This window comes from Pseudomonas entomophila, from assembly GCF_029193575.1.
Lineage (GTDB): Bacteria > Pseudomonadota > Gammaproteobacteria > Pseudomonadales > Pseudomonadaceae > Aquipseudomonas > Aquipseudomonas entomophila_G.
Map to the genome: position 1 here is coordinate 1 of NZ_JARGCS010000013.1, position 24,245 is coordinate 24,245.

The window sequence follows — 24,245 nt, forward strand, 5'->3', positions numbered from 1 at the left end:
GGATGCTCCGAACAAGTCACCAGATATCCGCTCCCTGATCGCAGACAGCGTCGGTTCAGCCGGTTTTTCAGCCGCGCATTACACAAAAAACCAGAGACGCCTCTGGTTTTTCTGCATCACAGACGCACCTCTCCCGTCACGCTCAATAGTTGCCGCCGGGCCATCCACAGATTCGACAACGCAAAGAGCGTGGTCAGTTGCGCCGTGTTCTTGGCCAACCCGCGGAAACGAGTTTTCACGTAACCGAACTGCCGCTTGATGACGCGAAATGGGTGTTCGACCTTGGCCCTTGCCTGGGCTTTGACCTTTTCAATCCTGCGCCTGGCCTTGTACAGGGCGCTGCGCTTACTCAATTTCTTGTAAGTACTGCGGCGTGCTGCGATCTGCCAGATCACCTGCCGACCGTCATGTTCAGGCCGCTTCTCTACGCCGGTGTAACCCGCATCAGCACAGACAACATTCTCGTCACCATGCAGCAGATGGGCAACTTCCGTCACGTCAGCCACGTTGGCGGCGGTGCCATGGACATGATGTACCAGACCCGATTCAGCATCGGCTCCGATATGCGCTTTCATGCCGAAGAAGTACTGGTTTCCCTTCTTCGTCTGGTGCATTTCCGGATCGCGTTTGCCCTCCTTGTTCTTGGTCGAACTGGGCGCGTGGATGATCGTGGCATCGACGATTGTGCCCTGGCGCAGCGACAAGCCTTTGTCTCGCAGGTAGGCGTTGATGGTTTCCAGGATGCCTGCCGCCAACTGGTGCTTCTCCAGCAGGTGCCGGAAATTCATGATCGTCGTGTCTTCGGGGATTGGAGCGCTGAGCGTCAGTCGAGCAAACTGGCGCATCGAAGTGATCTCGTACAGCGCTTCTTCCATAGCCGGGTCACTCAGTGAAAACCAGTTTTGCAGTAGATGAATGCGCAGCATGGTTTCCAATGGATAGGGTTTGCGACCGCCACCTGCCTTTGGGTAATGCGGTTCGATCAACGCGACCAGTCCGCTCCACGGCACGACCTGTTCCATCTCGGCCAGGAAACGCTCACGACGGGTTTGCTTGCGCTTACCGGCGTATTCGAAATCGGAAAAGCTCATCTGACTCATGGGGTGGAGGCTTGCTCGGGCGTGAGAGTTGGGCGGAGGGCTATTTCAGCACAGGTCAGACGATCTGCGCTGACTTGATCGGAGAATCCTGAGCGGATTGCAAATAGACCTTATATTCGGTCTTGCTTTCCTTCAGCATTTTAGAAATGTCCAGCCTGCTGCCATTATCGGCATCAATTAGGATATATCGGTGAAGATGCTCTTCTGGGTCTGACAGATGGAGATAACCTCGATCGGTCGTGTAGACACCTTTATTGTCGAGGGTGTAATAAAGATTGAAGAATGGCTTGCCGTCCACTTCGGTATGAGCGAACCACATCATAGTCTCATCGTCCCAGACGTCCGTTGCGCACAGGTAGTCGGTGGGGACGTTCTTAACGCCTTCCCATGCACCGGCATCGGCAGCAAGGCCTTTCGCTCTCTGTCTCGGACTTCCGCTATAACCCGACTCCTTTTCTACTGTTGTAAAGTTCAGCAGAGCACCGCCTACGGTGTACAAGGCTGCTTTGAAACCCGTCGTGCTTGGTTTATGGGACATGTCCATGTTCCTCGTGTCGGCTGGAGGCTTCAACATACGCGGAGAGACCGACCTCGTAACCTGGCAAAAATAACAGTTCCGGACGACGTTACAGCCACCGAGCTTTCCCTTATTCAAAATCTGGGGTGTGCCCTGTGCAAGCACCTGCAAGAGGATGTCCGACACCCGTTGATCATGCCGACGGCCCGCCGCCCGTTGGAATGGGCGGCATGATCTAAGCCACCGGCACCCTCGGAGCCTAGATAACGCTCCAGTTCGTGAGCGCTGGGCTTTTCGTCCTCCTGTGCTTTACATTGGGCCCGCAAAGCGGCCCCTCTTTCAGGCCACGCGACGCTCGCTGTCTGGCGCCTCGGCCATGCCCCTGCGATACAACACCAAGTAATACGACCCCAAGCCGATCAACCAACAGAACACTGCGGTCCATACGTTATGCGACAGGAAGTGCGCGCCCTGCAGCATTCGCCCCAGCCCCAGTACCGAGCCGGCCACCAGGGCCGTCGCGAACGCCACCCGCGCCAGCTTAGGCCGGCGGTCTCGCAGCATGAAGAACAGACCGAACAGGCAGAATCCGGTGGCCGCATGCCCGCCTGGCCAGCACAGCCCCGGCTTGTCGGTCGCCGGCCGGTGTTCCAGTAGCTTGCTGTAGGTTTCCTTGCCGCCGAACTGGGTCAGGCTCCACGGGCATTGCACCTGGGTCACCTTCTTCAGTGGTGTGACGAAAGCGGTCGACAGCCCCAATGCCAATACCAGGCAACCCAGCTCGCGACGCCAGCTGAACAAGGACTTGCAAACAAAGCTCGCGGCGAATGCGCCCAGCGAGATAAGCCCGAGCACGATCACGCCTTGCTTGACCCGGTCATGCATGAACGTTTCCAGCAGGTAACTGTGACGGCCGATGAACTGTCCGGCGTCGGGGTCGAAGAACAGGTTGGCGACGTCCATGTCGATCGACGTCAGTTCCAGCAGAAGCAGGACTGCGGCAACAGTCAGGGGGATGCCCAGGTACAGCCAGAGATTGATCGGACGCGGACGAGTGCGTTGTCGCATGACGACTCCAAGGGGAAAAGACCGGGCATTGTCGTGCGCTCGCCATCCTCTGTCCGTGAAGGATCAGTGAAAAAACCGTCAAGTTCGCTGAATTTTCCAAGGGACTGGCACAGTGCCGACGATGGTCTTAAGCTGCGCCCTGCCGCGCACCCTAGCGAAGCGCCGCACAGGAGACCCCGATGCGCATTCTTTTGGTTGAAGACAACCGCGATATCCTCGCCAACCTGGCCGATTACCTGGGCATGAAAGGCTACACGGTCGACTGCGCCCAGGATGGCCTGTCCGGCCTGCACTTGGCCGCCACCGAGCACTACGACCTGATCGTGCTCGACATCATGCTGCCCGGCATCGATGGCTACACCCTGTGCAAACGCCTGCGCGAGGATGCCCGCCGCGACACCCCGGTGATCATGCTCACCGCCCGCGACCAACTCGACGACCGCCTGCAGGGCTTCCGCTCTGGCGCCGACGACTACCTGCTCAAGCCCTTCGCCCTGTCGGAACTGGCGGCGCGCATCGAAGCCGTGCTGCGCCGCTCCCAGGGCGGTGGCCGGCGTACCCTGCAGGTCGCCGACCTCAGCTACGACCTGGACACCCTCGAAGTCACCCGCCAGGGCCGCCTGCTCAAGCTCAACCCGGTGGGCTTGAAGCTGCTCGCCGTGCTGATGCAGAAGAGCCCGCACGTGCTGCGCCGCGAAGTGCTCGAAGAAGCCCTGTGGGGCGACGATTGCCCCGACAGCGACAGCCTGCGCAGCCATGTTCACCAACTGCGCCAGGTGATCGACAAGCCGTTCGACAAACCCCTGCTGCACACCGTCCATGGCGTCGGCTATCGCCTCGCCGAGGGCCGCGATGGAGTTTAAGCAGAGCCTCGCCCAGCGCATCATCATCGCCTTCGCGCTGATGAGCGCGATGGTCGCCGGCGCATTTGCCTTCGGTATCGTCGCCACCGTGCACCTGGTCGAAGAACGGTTGATTTCCTCGGTGCTCGGCGGTGACCTGCAGCGCCTGCTGCGGATGGACAGCGTCAGCGACTGGAGCCATCGCCCACGCCCCGACCAGCTGTTCTACTTCAGCGGCGGGCGCGACGACTTCGAACTGCCCAAGGACCTGCGCCACCTCGAGCCGGGCTTTCACGAGGTATTCCGCGACCAGCTCTCGTACCACGCCATGGTCGAAGTGGTGGATGGCCGTCACTACGTGCTGCTGCAGGACCAGAGCGACTTCGAGGAGCGCGAGCGGGTGCTGTTCGCGGTGGTGGTGGTGGGCTTCCTGCTCAGCCTGGTGCTGGCGGTGTTCCTCGGTTGGCTGCTGGCGCGCCGGGTGATGGCGCCGGTGATCCGCCTGGCCCGCCAGGTGCGCCACCGCGACCAGTTGCTGGGCCTGGCGCCGCCGCTGGCGCCGGACTACGCAGCGGACGAGGTCGGGCAGTTGGCTGCGGCCTTCGACGATACACTCGGCCGCTTGCGCGACGCCCTGACCCGTGAGCGGCTGTTCACCAGCGACGTCAGCCACGAACTGCGCACCCCGCTGATGGTGCTGGCCACCTCGTGCGAGTTGCTGATGGAGAACCCGACGCTGGACAGCCGTTCGCGCAACCAAGTGGAGCGGATCGCCCGCGCCACCGAGGAGATGCGTGAATTGGTCAAGACCTTCCTGATGCTCGCCCGTGCCCAGCGCGACGAGGGCGCCGTGGCTTCGCGCCTGACCCTGCGTGAGGTGGCCGATGACCTCACCGGCGTGTGGCGCGACACTATCGAGCAGAAGGGCCTGACGCTGTACTACGACGGTCGGGTCAGCGCCAGCCCGGTGCTGTACAACGCCACCTTCCTGCAATCGGTGATGGGCAACCTGCTGCGCAATGCCGCCCACTACACCGACAGCGGCTATATCCGCCTGAGCCTTGAAGCCTACGGTTTCAGCGTCGAAGACAGCGGCGTGGGTATTCCCGAAGAACAGCGCGAGGCGATGTTCAAGCCCTTCGTGCGCGGCGATGAACGGCGTGGCGAGGGCTTGGGCCTGGGCCTGTCGCTGGTACAGCGGATCTGCGACGACCAGGGCTGGCGCGTCACCCTGACCGCCACCGCGCCGCATGGTTGTCGCTTCCAGGTCGACCTGAGCCAAGGCCGGGCCCTCTCTGCGGATGGCGAAAGTAGCGATCGCTCGTCAGTTATTGAGTAATCATTTGTAAGACTTCTCTGATAGCGCTGACGGATTTTTCACAAAGACATGACCGGATACCAACGCCCGCCCCCCTAAGGTGGCGGGCATTGGAGTCAGGAGATGTCTCATGCGTAGCCCCACCAAACTCGAATTTTCCGAAAAGTACGACCAGCAACACGCCCATGAGTACTTTCTCAAGCACCAGGACGGCCTGGCTCGTCGTCTCTCCCACCAACGTGATGAGCAACTGGCTCGCCGTGCGCTGACGCTGGCCGGCGAACCGGGCCTGGTCCTCGACCTGCCGTGCGGCGCCGGGCGTTTCTGGCCGTTGCTGGCGGAAAAACCCAACCGCGTGATTATTGGCGCCGACAACTCGGCGGCGATGATCGAGACAGCTTGTGCGTCACAACCGCCGGAAGTCGTGGCCCGGGTACGGCCTTTGCAAACCTCTGCCTTTGCCATCGACCTGCCGGACAACGCCGTGGACAGCATCTTCTGCATGCGGTTGTTCCATCACATTGGCGAAGCGGCTCATCGAAAACAAATTCTTTCAGAGTTTCAAAGGGTTAGCCGAGATAGCGTGATTCTCTCGCTGTGGGTGGATGGCAACTTCAAGGCTTGGCGGCGCAAGAAGCTGGAAAAGCGGCGCAGCGCCAAGGCCGAGCAGGACAGTTACCAGAATCGTTTTGTGTTACCTGCTGATACGGTTGAAGAGGAATTTGTGACAGCCGGTTTCAGAATTCAGGAGCGCCTGGACTTCCTGCCGTTCTACGCCATGTGGCGAGTCTACGTATTGCGCAAAGGGTGAGGATCCATGGCTACAGCTCAGGTGCAGGCATCGCAGTTCGACTACTACTGGCAACAGCAGGGCGAGTGGGTCGAGGAGCCCAACCAGCGGCGTGGTGGTGAAAGTGGCGTGCAGCGCCTGGACGATGGCAACGGCCACCTGTTGTATGCCAAACGCCAGGTGGGGCATATCTACCGCAGCCTGCTGCACCCGTTCGGGCGCCCCACGGTATTGCGCGAACTCGATGCCCTGCACCGTTTCGAGCAACTCGGCGTGCGTGTGCCGCGCATTGTCTTCTGTGGTGCCGAGCGTGACGCCGAGCACCAATGGCGGGCCTTGCTGGTAAGCGAGGCGCTGGATGGCTTCGTCGACCTCGAGACCTGGCATGCCCAGGGCGCGCGCGAGCGTTACCCGCAGGCACTGCACGACAGCATGCTCAAGGACTTGGCCGACAACCTGGCGCGCATGCACCTGGGGCACTGGCAGCATGGCTGCCTGTACGGCAAGCACGTGTTCGTCAAGGTGGTGGGTGAGGGCGAGCAGGCACGGGCCGAGGTGGCGTTGCTGGATCTGGAAAAGTGCCGTCGGCGTATCAGCTGCCAGCGTGCGGCCTACAACGACCTGCGCCAACTGCGTCGCCATTCGTCACTCAACGAAGCGCAATGGCAAACCCTGCTCTATTTTTACCAGATGGCGTTTGGCAGCGCTGTCAAAGGGTTAGGGGCATGAAACTAGAAATAGCACGAGCTTTATTCCTGTTCGGTGCGTTGGCCGTGACCACGGTGGCGGTGGCCGCCTGGGAGCAGCCGCGGCCGACCGTGTTCAGCCAGTGCGACGCGGCGGGGCCGTGTGGCTCGCCACGTGTGGTGAAACAGGAGCAGGTGCGGACCGAGCCGGACCATGACCTGTTGCTGTTCCTGTTTGGCATGCGGCAGGGGTTGCGGCCGTTTGGCTGAAACCTGTGGTGGAATGGCCGGGGCCCCGCGATGTGCGGGGCCTCGGTGTTTTTGGGGGGAGGGTTGTGTTGGGTTTGCGGGCCCTATCGCCAACCTCAATTTTCCTGGGCAGCCCCGGCCCGCCCATCCGCCACCGTCCGATGCGCCAGCAGGCTGTAGATGCACGGCAACACGAACAAGGTGAACAACGTGCCAATCGACATCCCGGTGGCGATCACGATGCCGATGTCGAAGCGGCTTACCGCCCCCGCCCCGGTGGCGAGGATCAACGGCACCATGCCGAACACCATCGCCGCGGTGGTCATCAGCACCGGCCGCAGGCGGATCGCTGCGGCTTCCTCGATCGCCTCGCGCACGCCCAGGCCGCGCTCCTCGCGCAACTGGTTGGCGAACTCGACGATCAGGATGCCATGCTTGCTGATCAGCCCGATCAGCGTCACCAGGCCCACCTGGGTGTAGATGTTCATGCTCGACACCCCAAGGAACAACGGCAGCAACGCCCCGCAGATCGACAACGGCACCGTCACCAGGATCACCAATGGGTCGCGGAAGCTCTCGAACTGTGCCGCCAGCACCAGGAAGATGATCGCCAGGGCCAGGCCGAAGGTCACCCACAGTGCGCTGCCTTCCTGCACGAACTGCCGCGCCGCGCCCGCATAGTCGAACGAAAAGCCCTCTGGCGCTTCTTCACGGGCGATGTCGCGCACCGTCTGCAATGCCTCGCCGATGCTGACCAGCGGCACGCCCTGGATGATCGCCGAATTCAACTGCTGGAACTGGTTGAGCTGGCGCGGACGCGCACGTTCGCTGAGGGTGATCAGGGTCGACAGCGGCAGCAATTGACCCTGGTCGTTCTTCACGTAGTAGTTGTTCAGCCAACCGGGGTTGGCGCGGTAGGGCCGTTCGACCTGGGCGATCACCTTGTAGCTGCGGCCCTCGAGGGTGAAGCGGTTGATCTCCGCCTCGCCCAGCAGGGTTGCCAGGGTGCCGCCCAGGGCGTCCATCGACACGCCCATCTGCGCCGCCTTGGCGCGGTCGATGTCGACCACCACTTCGGGTTTGTCGAAGGCCAGGTCGATGTCGAGGAAGGCGAACTTGCCCGAGGCCTGGGCGCGCTCTTTGACGCGCTGGGCCACCTCCAGCAGCGCCGGATAGTCGCCGGCTGTGTTGATCACGAACTGGAAGGGCAGGCCCTCGCCGGTGCCGGGCAGCGATGGCAGGTTGAAGCCGAAGATCTGCAGGCCGCCGATGTCTTCGAGCTTGGCCTGCACCAGCGGCAGCAACTCCATCTGCGTGCGCTCGCGTTCGTCCCACGGCTTGAGCAGGAAACCGCCGATACCGCTTTGCACGCCGTTGAAGCCGTTGATCTGGAACGACGAATAGTACTCGGGAAAGGTCTTGAACAGCGGGGTGAACTGGTCGGTGTAGGCGTTGAGGTAATCCAGGTTGGCCGGTTGCGGCGAACTGCTCATCATGAAGATCACGCCCTGGTCCTCGTTGGGCGCCAGTTCGTTCTGGGTGAACATCAGCAGCACCGGGATCAGGCACAGGATGATCGCGGCGAACACCAGCACCACTGGGCGGCTGTTCAGCGTGGCGTGCAGCAGGCGCTGGTAGCGCACTTTCAGGCGCTCGAAGATCAGGTCCAGGCGATGCGCCAGGCCGCTGGCGTTCTGCTCGGGGCGCAGCAGCAGGGCGCACATCATTGGCGAGAGGGTCAGGGCGACCACGCCAGAGATGATCACCGCGCCTGCCAGGGTGAGGGCGAACTCCTTGAACAGGGCGCCGGTCAGGCCTTCGAGGAAACCGATCGGCGCGTACACCGCGGCCAGGGTGATGGTCATCGACACCACCGGCATGGCGATCTCGCGGGCGCCCTCCAGGGCCGCTTCGGTGGGCGTCTTGCCTTCCTCGATATGGCGGTGGATGTTCTCCACCACGACGATGGCGTCGTCCACCACCAGGCCGATGGCCAGCACCATCGCCAGCAGCGTCAGCAGGTTCAGCGAGTAGCCCATCATCTGCATGAAGAACAGCACGCCGATCATCGACAACGGAATGGTCACCACCGGGATCAGCACCGAGCGCAGTGCGCCGAGGAACAGGAACACCACGACGATGACGATCAGCACCGCCTCGGCCAGGGTCTTGATCACCTCGTTGATCGAGGCCTGGATGAACAGCGTGGCGTCGTAGGCGATCGACACCCTCAGCGCCGATGGCAACTGGCTTTCCAGCTCGGGCATGATCCGCCGCACTTCCTTGATCACCTCCAGCGGGTTGGCCGCCGGGGTGGCCTTGATGCCGATGTACACCGACGGGGTGCCGTCGAACGAACTGACCGTGTCGTAGTTCTCCGCGCCCATCTCGATACGCGCCACGTCGCCCAACAACACGCGGCTGTCGCCCACGGTCTTGACTGGAATGCTGGCGAACGCCTCGGCGGATTTCAGCTCGGTGCTGGCGTTGATGCTGGTGACCACGTACTCGCCTTTCACCTCGCCAGCGGCGGCGAGGAAGTTGTAGCGGCGCACGGCGCTGGTCACATCGTTGGCCGAGAGGCCGAAGCCGGCGAGCTTCACCGGGTCGACCCAGATACGCATGGCGAACACCTGGTTGCCGAGGATTTGTGCCTCCGCCATGCCCGGCAGGGTGGCGAGCTTGGGCTGGATGACCCGCGACAGGTAGTCGGTGATCTGCGGGTTGCTCATCTCGCTGGAGTAGAAGCTGATGTACATCAGCGCCGAGGCGTCGGCGGCTTCCTTGCTCAGCACCGGGTCTTCGGAGTCCTGCGGCAGTTTGTTGCGCACCTCGTTGGCCTTGGCCAGCAGTTGGGTGAACAGGCGGTCGCTGTCGGCGCCGATGCGCGCATAGACCGAGATCACCGAGAAGTTCTGCCGGCTCACCGAGGTCATGTAGTCGATACCGTCGGCGCTGGCCAGGCTCTGCTGCAAGGGCTGGGTGATGTAGCCCTGGATGGTCTCGGCGTTGGCCCCGGGGTAGGCGGTGGTCACCGTGATCAGGGCGTTTTCCATCTGCGGGTATTGGCGGATCTGCAGCTTGCTCCAGGCCTGGAAACCCAGCAGCAGGATCAGCAGGCTGACCACGCTGGCCAGTACCGGGCGACGGATGAAGGGGTCGGTGAATGCCATGCCAACCTCCTTCAGGGCTTGCCGCTGGCGCTTTGCCGGTCAGCGGGTTGCAGGGGCGGGTCCTGGCTGATGCGAATCACCGCGCCGGGGCTGAGCTTGAGTTGCCCGGCGGTGACCACCTGCTCACCCGCTTGCAGGCCCTTGGCGACCACCACCACACCCTCGCGGCGCTCGCCGGTCTGGATCGTGCGCTGCTCGGCAACCAGCTGCGCCTGGCCGTCGTCGGCCTTCTTCTCGCCGACCACGTACACCGAGTTGCCGTACAGGGTGTAGGTGACCGCGCTTTCCGGTATGACCACTTGCGGACGCGGGTCCGGCAGCAGCACCAGCAGGTTGGCGAACATGCCCGGCAGCAGCTTGCCGTCGGGGTTGGCCAGGGTGGCGCGCACCAGCAGGTTGCGGGTGCTTTCCTCGACTTTGGGGTTGAGGGCGCTGAGGCTGGCGCTGAAGGTCTGGCCGGGGAAGGCGGCCACCTGCACCAGCACCTGCTGGCCAAGCGACAGCTGTGGCAACGCCTGCTCGGGCACGTTGAAGTCGACGTAGAGGCTGGAGAGGTCTTGCAGGGTGGCGATCACCGTGCCGCTGGCCAGGTAGTCGCCGACGTCCACCTGGCGAATGCCGATGGTGCCGCTGAACGGCGCCTTCATGCTTTTCTTGGCCAGCGAGGCCTTGAGTTGCTCGACCACGGCCTGGTTGCGCCGGTACTGCGCGGTAAGGCGGTCGAATTCGCCGCGTGAGATGGCCGAATCGCCCACCAGTTGCCTGCCGCGCCCGTAGTCGACCTGGGCCAGGCCCAGGTCGGCCTGGGCGGTGCCGAGCAGCGCGGTTTCCTGTTCGCTGTCCAGCTCCAGCAGCAATTGGCCAGCCTTGACCGGCTGGCCGGAGTCGAAGTGCAGGGCCTTGACCGTGCCCGCCACCTCCAGGCTCAGCTCCACGCCTTGCAGAGCCTTGAGGCTGCCGACCGCGGGCAGGCGCTCCTGCCACTGGCGTTGCTCGGCCTTGGCTGCGGCCACGCTGATCGGCGGCTTGGGCGCGGAGAACATCTGGATCTGCTTATGGATGGAGTACGCCTTGATGCCGGCCAGAGCGAGGACGATCAGCAGGACGACAGCCAGCATGATCAGCATGCGGCGACGAAGCATGGGTCCGGTTCCTTGGAAATGATTGTTATGGGTATGGCACGACAACGGGCGGTCCTGCCCACGTGCGGATGAGGGGAAGTATTGCCTGTTTTGCGGGCAGTGGGGAAGGGCGGAACGAAGGTGTCGTTCAAGCGGGCCCTATCGCGGGGCAAGCCCACAGGCCCACCGCCGGTTTCAAGCACAGCGCTGTAGCTGTGGGCGCGTGCTTGCCCCGCGATGGGGCCGTGACAGACGAAACAGCAGGTCAGACCAGGTGCAGGTGGTTATCCCACAACCCGGACGGCAAATTCATCGGCTGCCCGACCAGCTCGGTCTTGCGGCAATCGTAGAAGCGGCAGCGCCCCTGCCCGGAGGTGACGACGAAGCCGTCCTTCACCGCGCCCACCCCGGCACAATCGGGCATCGGCGCATCGAGCTTCACCGCGCCGCTGTCCAGGTCCCAGATGAACAACCGGTTGGCCCGCGGCGCGGTCAGCGCCACCAGGCGCAAGTCGCTGTGAATCGCCACGCTGGCGGTGTACTGGGCCATCGACTGCAACTGCCGCTCCGGTACCGGGAAGGCCTTGAACGGCTCCCCCGGGCGCTTGATCGCCAGCAGCTCGGCCGTCACCTCGGCGCCGCCCATGAACTGCTGGCAGGCGACCACGGTGCCGTCGCTGCCCACCGACAGGTGGCGCACGCTGTTCATCTGCTGGGCGAGGGTTTCCTTGCTCACCAGCGTGCCATCGCGCCGCATCAGCACCAGGCTCGGCTCCATGGCGTCGAGGTTCATCTCCACGCGGCTCTCGGCCTCGGTGCGGATGCCGCCGTTGGCCACGACCAGGGTCTCGCCGTCGGGCAGCCACGCCACCTCGTGTGGGCCGATGCCGTGGGTCGATATTTCCCCAGTGTGCACCAGGCGCTCGCCTTCGAAGCGGTACACCCCGAGCACGCCACGGCCAGGGTCGGTGGTGTCGTTCTCGGTGGCGTACAGCCACTCGCCGCCCTTGTGGATCACCGCATGGCCGTAGAAGTGGCGGTTCGGTTGCGAGGTCACGGTCTGCAACAGGCGGCCGTCGCGCAGGTCGACCAGGTAGCTTTCGGTGCCCGGGCGGCGGGCGACGAACAGGGCGATGGGCTGCTCGGGGTGGTGGATGATCGCATGGCAACGCTGGGCCACCCGGGTGGCGAACACCTGGGTGCCGTCGAGGCGGTAGCCCACGGCATAGTGCCCGCCATCGGCATCGTCGCGCGCCGACAGCAGCAGCGGTTCGCTGCCTTTGTTGCGCAACAGGCTCCAGCCGCCCAGGGTCAGGGCGCTGAGCAGGACGCTACCGAGTTTGAGGGCCTGGCGTCGCAGCATGATCAGTCACCGTCGTTGGCATTGAAGCCCAGCTGGATGTTCAACGCCTTGGCCAGCTCGCCTTCGTGCAGGCGGTGGACGACGTTGAGGCTGTCGTAGATCTGGTTGAGGGTCTGCTTGCCGGCGTCGTCCTCGAGCAACTCGCCCAGTGGCTTCTGGTTGTCGGCCAGCAGCTTGGCAGCTGTGGCGTAGGCATCGTCGATCTTCTGTGCCAGGGCCTTCTGGTCGTTGCCCAGCAGGCCGCGCAGGCCCTTGTTGTCGACCCCGACCCAGACCGTCTGCGCGGCGTTGAGCGAGGCTTCCAGGCTCTTGAGCGAGGAGTGGCTGCGCCAGGCTTCGGCCTGCAACGGCTGGGCGATGCCCTTGCTCTGCCGACCCATGGGCGCGCCGAGCTTTTTCTTCAGGGTGTCCAGGGCGGTGACCTGGGCGCGCAGCAGGTCGGCGATGGCCTCGTGGGAGTCGGCGTAGCGTTGGTTGGGGAACTTGGTCATCTGCGAGAGCATGCCGTCGGTGCTGTTCCAGCCTTTGAGGATTTCCTCGGCCAGGGCCTTCTGGTGCTCGCCGATGGCTACCAGCAACGGGCAGTAGCGGGCCTTCTGTTCAGCGCTGGCGATGTCCGGCTTGCTGTCGAAGAGGATGTACTCATAGGCCGACAGGCCACGCACCACCACGCTGGCCTTGGCCAGGGCCGCGGCATCGACGGGCGAGTCGCCGGCGACCAGTTGCTCGACCTGACGGCCGACCAGGTTCTTCTTGTCGGGCCAGAACTGCACTTGCCAGGCGCGGTTGCCCTCGGCCAGCGGGCCGACCAGCAGCGGTTGCAGCTCGGCCCAGGCTTTTTGCGCGGCGAGGAAGTCGGCGCGGGCCTTGTCCAGGGATTCCTTGCCTTCGCAGTAGGCCAGGGCGCTGGCGGCCAGCACACGGTCGGCCTCGACCCAACGGCTGTAGGTCGGCAGGATCACCTGCTTGGCGATCGCGGCGGAGGTCACCGCCTGGGGGTCTTGGGGCGAGCAGGCGCCGAGGGCGAGTGCGGCGAGGCTGGTGAACAACAGTTTGGGTCGGAACATGCCGGCTCCTTGCGCGTTTTAAAGGGAATTCAGGAACGCCAGCAGCGCGGCGCGCTGCTCGGCATTGAAGGACAGCACCTGACGGCGCGCGGCCTCGGCTTCGCCACCGTGCCAGAGCACGGCTTCGAGCAGGTTGCGGGCGCGCCCGTCATGCAGGAACTGGGTGTGGCCGCTGACCGTCTCGGTCAGGCCGATGCCCCACAACGGCGGGGTGCGCCAGTCCTGGCCACCTGCGGCGAACTCGCTGCGGTTGTCGGCCAGGCCCGGGCCCATGTCGTGCAGCAGCAGGTCGCTGTAGGGGCGGATCACCTGGTTCGCCAGTTCCGGCTCCTCGGGGTTGGCGCCGGTGGTGAACTGGGGGGTGTGGCAGCCTTGGCAGCCGGCCTGGAAGAACAGGTTCTTGCCGGCCAGCACCTGGGGCGCATCGACGTTGCGCCGCGCCGGTACGCCGAGGTTGCGGGTGTAGAAGGTGACCAGGCGCAGGATGTTGTCGCTGACTTCCTTCTCGCCGTCGGCGCCATCGCCGTTGGGCGCGGCCAGGCATTCGACCTGGGCCGGGGTGCAGTCGTCCTCGGGCTTGAGCGTGCTGGTCAGGCCCATGTCGCCGGAAAACGCATGCACGTTTTGCTGGTTGACGTTGGGTTGCCCGGCCTTCCAGCCGAAGCGGCCGACCACGGTCTTGCCCTGGGCGTCGTCCCACACCCGGTTGGCGCGGCCACGGATGCCATCGCCGTTACGGTCGTCGGGGTCTTCGTTGGCCAGGATCGCCGCCTCGGGGATGGCCTCGAGCAGGCCCAGGCCGATCATCGGTGGCGCCACCCGGGCGGAGAAGCGCGTGTTGGGGTGCATCGCGCCGTAGCCAAGCTGGGTGATCTGCAGCGCCGGGCGGCGCAGTTCGACCTGGTGGCCGTCGGCGAAGGTCACGGTTTCGCCGGTGTAGTCCACGCGTACCTTGCCCTCGGGCTTCACGCCGGGGATGGCCATGTCCTGCAACTGGGTGCCATAGGTGGGCTCGGGCAGCACGCCGATGCGCTCGATTTCCTTGGCGTAGGCGGGCTGGTCGGGAATCGACAGGCGCACCAGCATCGACACCGCGTTGCTGGCGTCGGCCTCGGGCGGGTGGCCGCGGCCATCGCGCACGTGGCAGTTCTGGCAGGCGTTGGTGTTGAACAGCGGGCCGAGGCCGTCGCGGGCGGTGGTGGTGGACGGGGCGATGACCCAGGGGCTGCGGAAGAAACTGTTGCCGACGCTGAAGTCCAGGCGTCGCTCGGGCGAGAGGTTGGCCGAGGGCATCGAGAAAGCGTTGCGGTCGCTGCGCAGCACCGTCGCCTTGCCGCCGGACAGCGCTTCGCCGGGCTCGGCCTGGGTGAAACGCGGGGCGTCGTCACAGGCGGCCAAGGCGAGGGCCAACAGCAGGGGGCTTAGGCGGAGCAAGGACATCAAGAATCCTGGGCTGGGGGCAAAAACCGGCGTGCAAGCTTAGCAAAATGGCTGAGGTTGAATAAGAGCAATTTGCAATTGCTGCATGAAAAGGAGGCCATTGGGGAAGGAGGCGTCAGTGCCGGCCCTCTCGCGGGCAATAAAAAAGGCGGCCCGAAGGCCGCCTCTTGCAAACCACTCAACCGCGATCAGAACTCGTGATCGGCGGTATCCGGGTTCAGGTTGTCGATCCCCAGCTTGCCTGCGGCCTGCTCGATCGCGCCGGTCTGCTTGACCAGCGAGGCGATGGCATCGCGCACGATCTGGTTGCCTGCGGCGTTGTCGGCGGCGATCAGCTGGTCGTAGTGCTCGCCCTTGAGCGCGTGGTCGACGATCACCTGGATCTTCGCCTCGGTGTTCTCCAGGTCTGCCTTGAGGGTGGCGTCGGTGGCCGGGTCGACCTTGGCCACCAGCGACGACAGGCTCGGGCCGGTCAGCTTGCTGCCGTCGGCACGGGTGTACTCGCCCAGGTAGACGTTGCGGATGCCCTTGGCGTCGTAGAAGTGCGAGTAGTGGGTGTTGTCGCTGAAGCAGTCCTGCTCGTCTTCCGGCGAGTTCGCCTCCAGGGACACCTTCATGCGCTCGCCGGCCAGCTCGCCCAGCGACAGGCTGCCCATGCCGAACAGCATCTTGCGCAGGCCATCGGCCACAGGCTCGCCTTCGAGCTGGGCGCGGTAGTTGTCGGCGACGTTCGGCGCCCAGTTGCCGACCATTTCTTCCAGGTCCTTGACCAGCAGCTCGGTGACCGCCTTCAGGTAGGCGCGGCGACGGTCGTTGTGACCGCCAGTGGCGCCCTGGCCTTCCAGGTAGTCGGAAGCCGGACGGTTGCCGGCGCCTGGGCCGGTGCCGTTGAGGTCCTGGCCCCAGAGCAGGAATTCGATGGCGTGGTAGCCGGTGGCGACGTTGGCTTCGGAGCCGCCCAGCTCGTTCAGGCTGGCCAGTTTCTCAGGGGTGATGTCCTTGACGTCGACCTTCTCTTCGCCGACCTGGATCTCGGTGTTGGCGATGATGTTGGCGCTGGCCGCCGGGTTGCCCAGGGCGTGCTCATAGCTCTTGTCGACGTAGTCGATCAGGCCTTCGTCCAGGGGCCAGGCGTTCACTTGGCCTTCCCAGTCGTCGATGATGGTGTTGCCGAAGCGGAAGGTTTCGCTCTGCAGGTACGGAACGCGGGCGGCGGCCCAGGCGGCCTTGGCGGCCTTCAGGGTGTCGTCGTTGGGCTTGGCCAGGAACGCGTCGATGGCGGTCTGCAGTTGCTTGGCGGTGCTCAGCGAGTCGCTGTACACGGCGTGGACCATTTCCGCGTAGTGCTTGACCACGGCCTTGCCGGCCGCCTCATCGACAGCGCCCGGCGCCGCGGCGGCGGTGCTGGCGGCAGCAGGTGCCTGGGCTTGCGGCGCGGCGGCCTTTTCATCCTTGCCTTCGCCGCAACCGGCGAGGGCGATGGCGATGGCCAGCAGACTGGCGGAGGCCAGAGGCATTCGAATCATTGTAGGTATTCCTGCGTCGTGTGGTTGGACCAAGGGTGGAACAGTGCGCCGTGGCACGCGAAACCGCAACATAATGCGAAAGATTTGCATTTGGTGTAAAGGGCCGGGCGCGCATTTCATGTAAATGCCCGTTCCCGGGCAGTGTCAGGCAATACGGGGGTTACAGCACCGAGACCTGGTTGCGTTGCGCATGGCGCAGGAACGCGGTCAGCTCGCGTGAGGGCAACGGCTTGCTGTAGTGGTAGCCCTGGCCCTCGTGGCAGCCTTGGGCAACGATGTAGCTTTCCTGCTCGGCGGTTTCCACGCCTTCGGCGATCACCTGCATGCCCAGGCTCTTGCCCAGTTGGATGATGGCGCGAACGATGGTGGCGTCGTCATCGTCGTCGAGCAGGTCCTGGACGAAGCTCTTGTCGATCTTGATCTTGTCCAGCGGCAGCGACTTGAGGTAACTCAACGAGGAGTAGCCGGTGCCGAAGTCGTCGATGGCGATCAGCGCGCCCGAGCGGCGCAGGCTGAGCAGGTGCTGGGCGGCGGTGCTGATGTCTTCCATCAGGCCGGTCTCGGTGACCTCCAGTTCCAGGCTGCGCGGCGGCAGGCGGTAGATCTGCAGCAGGTTGTTGACCACCCGCGGCAGCTCGTTGTGGTGCAACTGCACGGTGGACAGGTTGACCGCCATGCGCAGCTCGCTGAAGCCCAGGTCGTGCCATTCGCGCAGTTGACGGCAGGCCTGGTCGAGCACCCACTCGCCGATGGCGATGATGTTGCCGTTCTGCTCGGCCAGGGGGATGAACTGGTCCGGCGGCACCATGCCCAGCTCCGGGTGCTGCCAGCGCAGCAGCGCCTCGACGCCGACCACGCGGTGGTCGCGGTAGCTGATCTGCGGTTGGTACACCAGGTACAGCTGGTTGCGTGGCAGGGCCTCGCGCAGGTCTTTTTCCAACTCGCGGCGTCGACGCATTTCGCTGTCGACGCTGGCGATGTAGAACTGGTAGCGGTTGCGCGAGCGGGCCTTGGCCAGGGTCATGGTCTGCTCGGCCTTCTGCAACAGTTTCTCGGTGCTGTCGCCGTCCTCGGGGAACAGGGTGATGCCGATGGTGGCGCGCAGGCGGATTTCCTGAAGGTCGAGGGCGAATGGCACTTCCAGGTCGTCGAGGATGCTCTGGGCCAGCTCTGCCGCCTCGTAGGGCTGCTCGATGTTGGCCTGGACCAGGGCGAACTGGTCACCACCCAGGCGCGCCAGGGCGCCGAGGCGGCCGCTGTGCGCGCGCAGACGGTCGGCCAGGGCCAGCAGCAACTGGTCGCCGACCTGGTAGCTGAACTGCTCGTTGATGCCCTTGAAATCGTCCAGGCCCACGCACAGCACCGCCACCCGGTGTTGCAGGCGGCCACCGTCGGCGAGGATCTTGTCCAGTTGCTGCTGCAGTTGCTGGCGGTTGGGCAGGCCGGTGAGGAAGTCGTACTGGGCCATGCGTTGCAGGCTGTTCTCGGCCTCGTGGCGCAGGTGGGTGTTGCGTTCGATCGAGGCCAGCAACTGGTTGGCGGTGTTGACCCAGATACCCAGTTCGTTCTTCTCGTGGCCCTTGAGCTGCGGGATCTGGTGTTGGCTGGGGCGGTCGGGGTTGATCTGCGTGAGGTGCTCGATGATCTTCGACAGCGGCTTGGTCAGCAGCCAGTGGTAGACCAGGTACAGCACCAGGCCCATGGCCAGGGCGCGCAGCACGCCGGAAATGAAGATGATCACCGCGTTGATCAGGAAACCTTCACCGTAGCCGGCGGTGTCGAGGGTGATGCTCAGGTCGCCGTAGTATTCGCTGTAGGGACCGCGGCCGACCAGTTGCGTGGTGAAGGTGCGCTCCTGGCCGAGGATCAGGTCGGTGAGCCAGCGCAGGGGCAGGTCCTGCAAGGGGCGTGACTTCTCCGCCAGCATGGTTTCGTTGGGGTGGCCGATGGAGGCCATGCGCACGGCCTGGTCCTGGAACAAGCCTTCCATGACCTGCATGCCCATTTCCCGGTCGAGGCTGTATACCGCCTGGGTGGACGGGTCGCGGAACATGTCGAGGATGCGCTGGGCATCGTTGTTGACGGCCTGGCGGGTCTTGTAGGTGTCATAGACGATCTGCGCGCAGCTGAGGACGACACCGACCGCCAGCGCCGAAAGCAGCACGACCCTGAGCAACTTGACCGATAAGCTGTTCCGAAATTCCAGCTTCAATGGGGGTTTCCTTAATCCATGCGCGCGCCATTATTTTGCCATCATTTGACAGCAATACACTATCGACCCGTTGCCACGGCAGTCGACGTCCCCTCTACGGCATTGCCCTTGGCTCTGTATCGGTTGCGCCGTCATGCGACTTGAGTGCGCGAAGTCAACTTTCCAGACGTTTGATGTTAGCGCGCTATCGGCGCCGAGCAAGAGGGCGGCGAGCAATCGTCGGGTGGGGGTGGGCTGGCACTGGCGCGGGCATAAAAAAACCCGGCCAGGGCCGGGTTTTTCAAAGGGCTGATCGCAATCAGGCCTTGAAGGTGTTGCCTTCGAACTGCTCGGCGACGAACTTCCAGTTGACCAGGTTCCAGAACGCCTCGACGTACTTCGGACGCAGGTTGCGGTAGTCGATGTAGTAGGCGTGTTCCCAGACGTCGCAGGTCAGCAGCGGGGTGTCGCCGCTGGTCAGCGGGCAGCCGGCGCCGATGGTGCTGGCCAGGGCCAGGGAGCCGTCGGCCTTCTTCACCAGCCAGCCCCAGCCGGAGCCGAAGGTGCCGACGGAGGTCTTGGTGAACTCTTCTTTGAACTTGTCGAAGGAACCGAAGGCGGCGTTGATGGCTTCAGCCAGGGCGCCGGTCGGTTGGCCACCGGCGTTCGGTGCCAGGCAGTTCCAGTAGAAGGTGTGGTTCCAGACCTGGGCGGCGTTGTTGAAGATGCCGCCGGAGGAGGTCTTGACGATCTCTTCCAGGGTCTTGCCTTCGAATTCGGTGCCTGGGACCAGGTTGTTCAGGTTCACGACGTAGGTGTTGTGGTGCTTGTCGTGGTGGAACTCCAGGGTTTCCTTGGAGATGTGCGGCTGCAGGGCATCGTGGGCGTACGGCAGCGGCGGCAATTCAAAAGCCATGGTGGATCTCCTGATTCAGGTCTAGTTCGCGGTTTGCGCAAGGCCGATCACGGGCGGCCCGAGGAGCGTCGGCGAGTTTGTACTCTTTGCGACGCGAGGGCTGGATCATAGCACCAGCCCCCGCGCATAACCACGCAACAACTATAGGGAATAGAGGTTCCAGAGCGGTCGGGCCATGCCGACCGGTGGGCTCAGGTGAATACCAGCTGCGCCGCCACCGCGAACATCATCACCGCCACCATCAAGTCCAGCAGCCGCCAGGTGCCGGGTCGCGCCAGCCATGGAGCCAGCCAGGCCGCGCCCAGGGCCAGGGTGAGGAACCACACCAGCGAGGCGCTCGCCGCGCCGGCCACATAGGCGCCAGGCACTGTCTGCTGGGCCCCCAGTGAGCCGATCAACAGCACGGTGTCCAGGTACACGTGCGGGTTGAGCAGCGTCACCGCCAGCGCGCTGAGCAGCACTGCGCGCCGCGAGCGCATGCCTTGGCCCGCCTGGTGCTCCAGGCTTTGCCTGGAGCAGGCCCGCCGCAGGGCCTTGGCGCCATACCAGGTCAGGAACACCGCACCGCCCCAGCGCGCCGCCGCCAGCAAGGTGGGGTTGTGCGCCAGCACCGTGGCCAGCCCGAACACCCCGGCGGCGACCAGGATCGCATCGCACACCACGCACAGCAGCGCCACCGGCACGTGGTGTTCACGCCGCAAACTCTGCGCGAGGACGAAGGCATTCTGCGTCCCGATGGCCATGATCAGCCCGAAGGCCACCAGCATGCCGTTCATATAGCTTTGCCACATAGCGCCAACACCCCATGGGCGTGGGCCTGTAGCCCACGCGAAAGTACGAAGAAGATGCTGGCCATTGTGGCGATCGGCGCTGTATAAGAAAAACCAATAAAGCTCATCCGGCATTAGGAAAATCGATGTTCGACTACAAACTGCTCGCCGCCCTCGCCGCAGTGATCGAACAAGGCGGTTTCGAGCGCGCCGCCCAGGTGCTGGGCTTGTCGCAATCGGCGATTTCCCAGCGCATCAAGCTGCTCGAGGCGCGGGTTGGCCAGCCGGTGCTGGTGCGCGCCACACCGCCCAGTCCCACCGAGGTCGGGCGCCAGTTGCTCAACCACGTCCAGCAGGTGCGGTTGCTGGAGCGCGACCTGCAACGCCAGGTGCCGGCGCTGGACGAGGAGGGCGCACCCGAACGCCTGCGCATCGCCCTCAACGCCGACAGCCTGGCGACCTGGTGGGCCGGCGCGGTGGGGGGCTTCTGCGCCAGCCAGGGGGTGTTGCTGGAGCTGGTGGTCGAAGACCAGGAAGTGGGCCTCAAGCGCATGCGCGCGGGCGAGGTGGCCGCCTGCCTGTGCGCCAGCGAACGGCCCGTGGCTGGCGCACGCAGCCTGCCGCTGGGGGCCATGCGCTACCGGGCGCTGGCCAGCCCGGCGTTCGTGGCGCGGCACTTTCCCACGGGGTTCGACGCCACGCGCCTGGCCCGCAGCCCGGCGGTGGTGTACGGCCCGGATGATGTCCTGCAACACCGCTACCTGGCCTCCCTGGGTATTCAGGGCGGTTTCCTGCATCATCTCTGCCCGTCGTCCGAGGGCTTTCTGCGCATGACCGAAGCCGGTCTCGGCTGGGGGCTGGTGCCTGAGTTGCAAGCGCGTGAGCAGCTGGCAAACGGGCAACTGGTGGAAATCTGCAGCGATACTCCCATCGATGTGCCGCTGTACTGGCATCATTGGCGCAATGGCGGGCAACTGCTCGCGCAACTGACCGATCACCTGCGCCATGCGGCGCCGGGCTGGCTGGTGCCCTTCTAGGCGCGGGCGGCGTCAGTTGCAATCTGTAATCTGGCAAGGCGGAGTTTTCTTACATGCTTATTCTGGTCACCGGCGCGAGCGGCTTCATCGGCGGGCGCTTCGCGCGCTTCGCCCTGGAGCAGGGCCTCCAGGTGCGGGTCAACGGCCGCCGTGCCGAGGGTGTGGAGCACCTGGTCAAGCGCGGGGCGCAGTACATACCCGGTGACCTCAACGACCCCGAGCTGGCCCGGCGCCTGTGCCAGGGCGTCGACGCGGTGGTGCATTGCGCCGGTGCGGTGGGCAACTGGGGGCGTTACCAGGACTTCCACCAGGGCAACGTGGTGGTCACCGAGAACGTCGTCGAAGGCTGCATCAAGGAGCATGTGCGGCGCCTGGTGCACCTGTCGTCGCCGTCGATCTACTTCACCGGCCGCTCGCGCCTGGACATCCGCGAAGACCAGGTGCCCCGGCGTTTCCACGACCACTACGCACTGACCAAGCACCTGGCCGAGCAAAAGGTCTTCGGCGCCCAGGAGTTCGGCCTGGAGGTGCTGGCCCTGCGCCCGCGCTTCGTCACCGGGGCGGGCGACGCCAGCATCTTTGCGCGGTTGCTGCGCATGCAGGCGAAAAAACGCCTGGCGATCATCGGCAACGGCCTGAACAAGGTCGACTTCACCAGCGTGCACAACCTCAACGACGCCCTGCTCAGTGCCTTGTTCGCCGATGCCCAGGCGCTTGGCCAGGCCTACAACATCAGCAACGGCCAGCCGCTGCCACTGTGGGACGTGGTCAACTACGTGATGCGCCAGATGCAACTGCCGCCAGTCACCCGCTACCGCTCCTACGGCCTGGCCTACAGCCTGGCGGCGGTCAACGAGGCCGCTTGCCTGCTGTGGCCCGGCCGCCCGCAACCGACCCTGACGCGCACCGCCATGCAGGTGATGAGCAAGGATTTCACCCTCGACATCAGCCGCGCCCGGCAGTACCTCGACTATCGCCCCAAGGTCAGTGTGTGGAGCGCGCTGGATGAATTCTGCGCCTGGTGGAAGAACCTACCGGGCGCTTGATGGTCATCAGTGCTGCTTCGGCGGTTTATACTCATGCCCATTTGCTACTACTGCGGTTGAACGAGCCCATGCGCAACGACGCCCACGACGATTTCGACGATGTACCCACCTTGCGCGCCGGTACCCCCGACGACGATGAACTGCTCCCGGCCCACGTCGCGCGTGGCCGCCAGAAGGCCGCGCGACCGGCCAGCAGCGGCCCGTTGTGGGCCTTGCTCGGCGCCTCGTTCATTGCCCTGGCCGGGCTGGGCTGGTGGAGCTTCCAGCAGATCTCGCTGATGGAGCAGCAACTGGTGGCCACCCAGGAAAGCTTTGCGCGCATCAGCGAGGAGGCCGCCGGGCGCTTGCAGGCGATCAGCGGCAAGGTCGATGCCAGCGAGTCCAGCGCCAGTACCGGCAGCGAGGCGCTGAAGTTGCAAATCACCCAGTTGCAGGCGCGTCTGGCCGAGCAGGGCAAGCAGCAGGAAGGTGTGGCGGGGCAGGCCGGTGACCTGGGCAAGCGCTTGGAGCAAGTGCTGGCCGACACCCGCGAGCAGCAGAAGGCGGTGACCGAACTGCAAGGCCAGTTGCAGGCGCAGTTGAAGGCGGTGAACACGGAGTTGGCCGCGCTCAAGTCGGGCCAGTTGGATGGCGGCAAGCTCGACGGCGAGCTCAAGAGCCTGAGCAACGAGGTGGCGGCGCTGAAGAAGCAGGGCAACCCGAGCGCGGCGATCGAGAGCTTGCAACAGGACGTGCTGGTGCTCAAGAGCCAGGTCGACAATCGTCCGGCAGCGGCCAGTGGTGGCGCTTCGGTGCAGGAGTTCGATGCCTTCCGCGGTCAGACCACCCGCAACATCACCACCTTGCAGAGCCAGATTCAGAACCTGCAGCAGCAGATCAACGCCCGGCCGTGAGAACCCGTTGAAGCCATCGCGGGCTCGCCCCGCGAAAGGGCCGCCTAGCGGCCCCGGCGTTCTACGTTACAGCCGCGGATAATCGATGTACCCCACCGGCCCCTTGCCATAGAAGGTCTCCGGGTGCGGCTCGTTGAGCGGCGCATCGGCGGCCAGGCGTGCCGGCAGGTCAGGGTTGGCGATGAACGGAATACCAAACGCCACCGCATCGGCCTTGCCGCTGGCCAGTGCCGCGTTGGCGGTGGCCTTGGTGAAGCGCTCGTTGACGATGTACGGGCCGCCGAACGCTTGCTTGATCAGCGTACCGATGCTGTCGTCGGCTTCCTTCTCGCGCGAGCAGATGAACGCGATACCGCGCTTGCCCAGCTCACGCGCCACGTAGGTGAAGGTTTCGGCGCGGTCGGCGTCGCCCATGTCGTGGGCATCGGCACGTGGCGCCAGGTGCACGCCCACACGCTGGGCGCCCCAGACCTGCACCACGGCGTCGGTCACTTCCAGCAGCAGGCGGGCACGGTTTTCCAGCGAGCCGCCGTAGCGGTCGGTGCGCTGGTTGGTGCTGCTTTGCAGGAACTGGTCAAGCAGGTAACCGTTGGCGCCGTGGATCTCCACGCCGTCGAAGCCTGCGGCCTTGGCGTTCTCGGCACCGGTACGGTAGGCCTCGACGATGTCGGCGAGCTCTTCGGTTTCCAGGGCGCGTGGGGTCGGGTAGTCCGACAGCGGGCGCACCAGGCTCACGTGGCCCTTGGGCTGGATCGCGCTCGGCGCCACCGGCAGCTCGCCGTTCAGGTAGCTGGAGTGGGAGATGCGGCCCACGTGCCACAGTTGCAGGAAGATGCGCCCGCCGGCACCGTGCACGGCCTTGGTCACGTTGGTCCAGCCGCGTACCTGCTCGTCGCTCCAGATGCCCGGGGTGTCGGGGTAGCCGACACCCATCGGGGTCACCGAGGTCGCTTCGCTGAGGATCAGGCCGGCGCTGGCGCGCTGCACGTAGTACTCGGCCATCAGCGCATTGGGCACGCGGCCTTCGTCGGCGCGGCAACGGGTCAGGGGGGCCATGATGATGCGGTTGGGCAGTTCCAGGTCGCCCAGTGTGATCGGATCGAAAAGCGTGGTCATGGTTGAAGCCTCGCGT

21 protein-coding genes are annotated in these 24,245 nt (G+C 64.6%); 8 read left to right on the plus strand and 13 right to left on the minus strand.

Annotated elements, in window-relative coordinates:
* Nucleotides 1-116 precede the first annotated feature (116 nt).
* The 3 genes from P0Y43_RS07735 to P0Y43_RS07745 all read right to left on the minus strand — a co-directional run bounded on the left by P0Y43_RS07735 (nt 117) and on the right by P0Y43_RS07745 (nt 2,685).
* Nucleotides 117-1,100, minus strand: a complete 984-nt coding sequence (locus P0Y43_RS07735) for an IS5 family transposase (protein WP_275635279.1) — start codon at nt 1,098-1,100, stop codon at nt 117-119.
* Nucleotides 1,101-1,155: 55 nt separating this feature from the next.
* Nucleotides 1,156-1,638, minus strand: coding sequence for a hypothetical protein (locus P0Y43_RS07740; RefSeq protein ID WP_275636719.1), 483 nt, complete (start codon nt 1,636-1,638; stop codon nt 1,156-1,158).
* Between the two features lie 318 nt (nt 1,639-1,956).
* Nucleotides 1,957-2,685 carry a phosphatase PAP2 family protein gene (locus tag P0Y43_RS07745; RefSeq protein ID WP_275636720.1) on the minus strand — a complete coding sequence of 243 codons (729 nt, stop codon included), beginning with the start codon at nt 2,683-2,685 and terminating at the stop codon, nt 1,957-1,959.
* 179 nt (nt 2,686-2,864) lie between these two features.
* Between P0Y43_RS07745 and colR the strand changes: the two genes are divergently transcribed.
* The 5 genes from colR (at nt 2,865) to P0Y43_RS07770 (ending at nt 6,591) form a co-directional block, all read left to right on the plus strand.
* A complete protein-coding gene (colR, locus tag P0Y43_RS07750; protein WP_186553893.1) occupies nt 2,865-3,548 on the plus strand; it encodes a two-component system response regulator ColR in 684 nt (227 codons plus the stop codon).
* Entirely contained in the window at nt 3,538-4,866 is a 1,329-nt protein-coding gene (locus P0Y43_RS07755) for a sensor histidine kinase (protein WP_275636721.1), read from the plus strand. Before colR ends, P0Y43_RS07755 begins: the two co-directional genes overlap by 11 nt.
* Before the next feature lie 109 nt (nt 4,867-4,975).
* A complete protein-coding gene (locus P0Y43_RS07760) occupies nt 4,976-5,656 on the plus strand; it encodes a class I SAM-dependent methyltransferase (protein ID WP_275636722.1) in 681 nt (226 codons plus the stop codon).
* Between the two features lie 6 nt (nt 5,657-5,662).
* The gene (locus P0Y43_RS07765) at nt 5,663-6,364 is read left to right on the plus strand and encodes a lipopolysaccharide kinase InaA family protein (RefSeq protein WP_275636723.1); all 702 of its coding nucleotides are present in this window, start codon (nt 5,663-5,665) and stop codon (nt 6,362-6,364) included.
* Nucleotides 6,361-6,591 (plus strand): hypothetical protein, encoded by a 231-nt coding sequence (locus P0Y43_RS07770; RefSeq protein ID WP_275636724.1) that lies wholly within the window; start codon nt 6,361-6,363, stop codon nt 6,589-6,591. The genes P0Y43_RS07765 and P0Y43_RS07770 overlap by 4 nt, the downstream gene beginning before the upstream one ends.
* A 95-nt stretch (nt 6,592-6,686) precedes the next feature.
* On the opposite strand, the gene P0Y43_RS07775 is transcribed toward P0Y43_RS07770, so the two are convergent.
* The 9 genes from P0Y43_RS07775 to P0Y43_RS07815 form a co-directional block, all read right to left on the minus strand.
* Complete coding sequence (locus P0Y43_RS07775) at nt 6,687-9,743, minus strand: multidrug efflux RND transporter permease subunit (RefSeq protein WP_275636725.1); 3,057 nt, start codon at nt 9,741-9,743, stop codon at nt 6,687-6,689.
* Between the two features lie 11 nt (nt 9,744-9,754).
* Nucleotides 9,755-10,885 carry an efflux RND transporter periplasmic adaptor subunit gene (locus P0Y43_RS07780; RefSeq protein WP_275636726.1) on the minus strand — a complete coding sequence of 377 codons (1,131 nt, stop codon included), beginning with the start codon at nt 10,883-10,885 and terminating at the stop codon, nt 9,755-9,757.
* A 244-nt stretch (nt 10,886-11,129) separates the two neighbouring features.
* Nucleotides 11,130-12,227 (minus strand): DUF1513 domain-containing protein, encoded by a 1,098-nt coding sequence (locus tag P0Y43_RS07785; RefSeq protein ID WP_275636727.1) that lies wholly within the window; start codon nt 12,225-12,227, stop codon nt 11,130-11,132.
* Nucleotides 12,228-12,229: 2 nt separating this feature from the next.
* Nucleotides 12,230-13,294, minus strand: a complete 1,065-nt coding sequence (locus P0Y43_RS07790; protein ID WP_275636728.1) for an imelysin family protein — start codon at nt 13,292-13,294, stop codon at nt 12,230-12,232.
* A gap of 18 nt (nt 13,295-13,312) precedes the next feature.
* Nucleotides 13,313-14,734, minus strand: a complete 1,422-nt coding sequence (locus P0Y43_RS07795; RefSeq protein WP_275636729.1) for a di-heme oxidoredictase family protein — start codon at nt 14,732-14,734, stop codon at nt 13,313-13,315.
* A gap of 188 nt (nt 14,735-14,922) precedes the next feature.
* A complete protein-coding gene (locus P0Y43_RS07800) occupies nt 14,923-16,260 on the minus strand; it encodes an imelysin family protein (protein WP_275636730.1) in 1,338 nt (445 codons plus the stop codon).
* A 160-nt stretch (nt 16,261-16,420) separates the two neighbouring features.
* Complete coding sequence (locus tag P0Y43_RS07805) at nt 16,421-18,472, minus strand: putative bifunctional diguanylate cyclase/phosphodiesterase (protein ID WP_275636731.1); 2,052 nt, start codon at nt 18,470-18,472, stop codon at nt 16,421-16,423.
* A gap of 298 nt (nt 18,473-18,770) precedes the next feature.
* Nucleotides 18,771-19,367 (minus strand): superoxide dismutase, encoded by a 597-nt coding sequence (locus P0Y43_RS07810; protein ID WP_275636732.1) that lies wholly within the window; start codon nt 19,365-19,367, stop codon nt 18,771-18,773.
* Between the two features lie 191 nt (nt 19,368-19,558).
* Nucleotides 19,559-20,158 (minus strand): LysE/ArgO family amino acid transporter, encoded by a 600-nt coding sequence (locus tag P0Y43_RS07815; protein ID WP_275636733.1) that lies wholly within the window; start codon nt 20,156-20,158, stop codon nt 19,559-19,561.
* A gap of 125 nt (nt 20,159-20,283) precedes the next feature.
* On the opposite strand from P0Y43_RS07815, the gene P0Y43_RS07820 reads away from it, so the two are divergent.
* From P0Y43_RS07820 to P0Y43_RS07830, 3 genes are all read left to right on the plus strand, one after another.
* On the plus strand, nt 20,284-21,174 hold the full coding sequence (locus tag P0Y43_RS07820; protein ID WP_275636734.1) for a LysR family transcriptional regulator ArgP: 891 nt from the start codon (nt 20,284-20,286) through the stop codon (nt 21,172-21,174).
* A 53-nt stretch (nt 21,175-21,227) separates the two neighbouring features.
* Nucleotides 21,228-22,220: an NAD-dependent epimerase/dehydratase family protein gene (locus P0Y43_RS07825; RefSeq protein WP_275636735.1), complete on the plus strand. Its 993-nt coding sequence runs from the start codon at nt 21,228-21,230 to the stop codon at nt 22,218-22,220.
* A gap of 68 nt (nt 22,221-22,288) precedes the next feature.
* The gene (locus P0Y43_RS07830) at nt 22,289-23,113 is read left to right on the plus strand and encodes an ATPase (protein ID WP_275636736.1); all 825 of its coding nucleotides are present in this window, start codon (nt 22,289-22,291) and stop codon (nt 23,111-23,113) included.
* Nucleotides 23,114-23,179: 66 nt separating this feature from the next.
* Here P0Y43_RS07830 and P0Y43_RS07835 read toward each other — a convergent pair whose 3' ends face one another.
* Entirely contained in the window at nt 23,180-24,229 is a 1,050-nt protein-coding gene (locus P0Y43_RS07835) for an alkene reductase (protein WP_275636737.1), read from the minus strand.
* Nucleotides 24,230-24,245 lie beyond the last annotated feature (16 nt).

What these genes read in the sequence shown, in the direction of transcription:
- P0Y43_RS07815 (WP_275636733.1), bottom strand. Translation starts at nt 20,158, where the DNA reads ATGTGGCAAAGCTATATGAACGGCATGCTGGTGGCCTTCGGGCTGATC.
- P0Y43_RS07790 (WP_275636728.1), bottom strand. Translation starts at nt 13,294, where the DNA reads ATGTTCCGACCCAAACTGTTGTTCACCAGCCTCGCCGCACTCGCCCTC.
- P0Y43_RS07760 (WP_275636722.1), top strand. Translation starts at nt 4,976, where the DNA reads ATGCGTAGCCCCACCAAACTCGAATTTTCCGAAAAGTACGACCAGCAA.
- P0Y43_RS07755 (WP_275636721.1), top strand. Translation starts at nt 3,538, where the DNA reads ATGGAGTTTAAGCAGAGCCTCGCCCAGCGCATCATCATCGCCTTCGCG.
- P0Y43_RS07800 (WP_275636730.1), bottom strand. Translation starts at nt 16,260, where the DNA reads ATGATTCGAATGCCTCTGGCCTCCGCCAGTCTGCTGGCCATCGCCATC.
- P0Y43_RS07785 (WP_275636727.1), bottom strand. Translation starts at nt 12,227, where the DNA reads ATGCTGCGACGCCAGGCCCTCAAACTCGGTAGCGTCCTGCTCAGCGCC.
- P0Y43_RS07795 (WP_275636729.1), bottom strand. Translation starts at nt 14,734, where the DNA reads ATGTCCTTGCTCCGCCTAAGCCCCCTGCTGTTGGCCCTCGCCTTGGCC.
- P0Y43_RS07765 (WP_275636723.1), top strand. Translation starts at nt 5,663, where the DNA reads ATGGCTACAGCTCAGGTGCAGGCATCGCAGTTCGACTACTACTGGCAA.
- P0Y43_RS07820 (WP_275636734.1), top strand. Translation starts at nt 20,284, where the DNA reads ATGTTCGACTACAAACTGCTCGCCGCCCTCGCCGCAGTGATCGAACAA.
- P0Y43_RS07835 (WP_275636737.1), bottom strand. Translation starts at nt 24,229, where the DNA reads ATGACCACGCTTTTCGATCCGATCACACTGGGCGACCTGGAACTGCCC.
- P0Y43_RS07770 (WP_275636724.1), top strand. Translation starts at nt 6,361, where the DNA reads ATGAAACTAGAAATAGCACGAGCTTTATTCCTGTTCGGTGCGTTGGCC.
- P0Y43_RS07810 (WP_275636732.1), bottom strand. Translation starts at nt 19,367, where the DNA reads ATGGCTTTTGAATTGCCGCCGCTGCCGTACGCCCACGATGCCCTGCAG.
- colR (WP_186553893.1), top strand. Translation starts at nt 2,865, where the DNA reads ATGCGCATTCTTTTGGTTGAAGACAACCGCGATATCCTCGCCAACCTG.
- P0Y43_RS07740 (WP_275636719.1), bottom strand. Translation starts at nt 1,638, where the DNA reads ATGTCCCATAAACCAAGCACGACGGGTTTCAAAGCAGCCTTGTACACC.
- P0Y43_RS07775 (WP_275636725.1), bottom strand. Translation starts at nt 9,743, where the DNA reads ATGGCATTCACCGACCCCTTCATCCGTCGCCCGGTACTGGCCAGCGTG.
- P0Y43_RS07780 (WP_275636726.1), bottom strand. Translation starts at nt 10,885, where the DNA reads ATGCTTCGTCGCCGCATGCTGATCATGCTGGCTGTCGTCCTGCTGATC.
- P0Y43_RS07825 (WP_275636735.1), top strand. Translation starts at nt 21,228, where the DNA reads ATGCTTATTCTGGTCACCGGCGCGAGCGGCTTCATCGGCGGGCGCTTC.
- P0Y43_RS07830 (WP_275636736.1), top strand. Translation starts at nt 22,289, where the DNA reads ATGCGCAACGACGCCCACGACGATTTCGACGATGTACCCACCTTGCGC.
- P0Y43_RS07735 (WP_275635279.1), bottom strand. Translation starts at nt 1,100, where the DNA reads ATGAGTCAGATGAGCTTTTCCGATTTCGAATACGCCGGTAAGCGCAAG.
- P0Y43_RS07745 (WP_275636720.1), bottom strand. Translation starts at nt 2,685, where the DNA reads ATGCGACAACGCACTCGTCCGCGTCCGATCAATCTCTGGCTGTACCTG.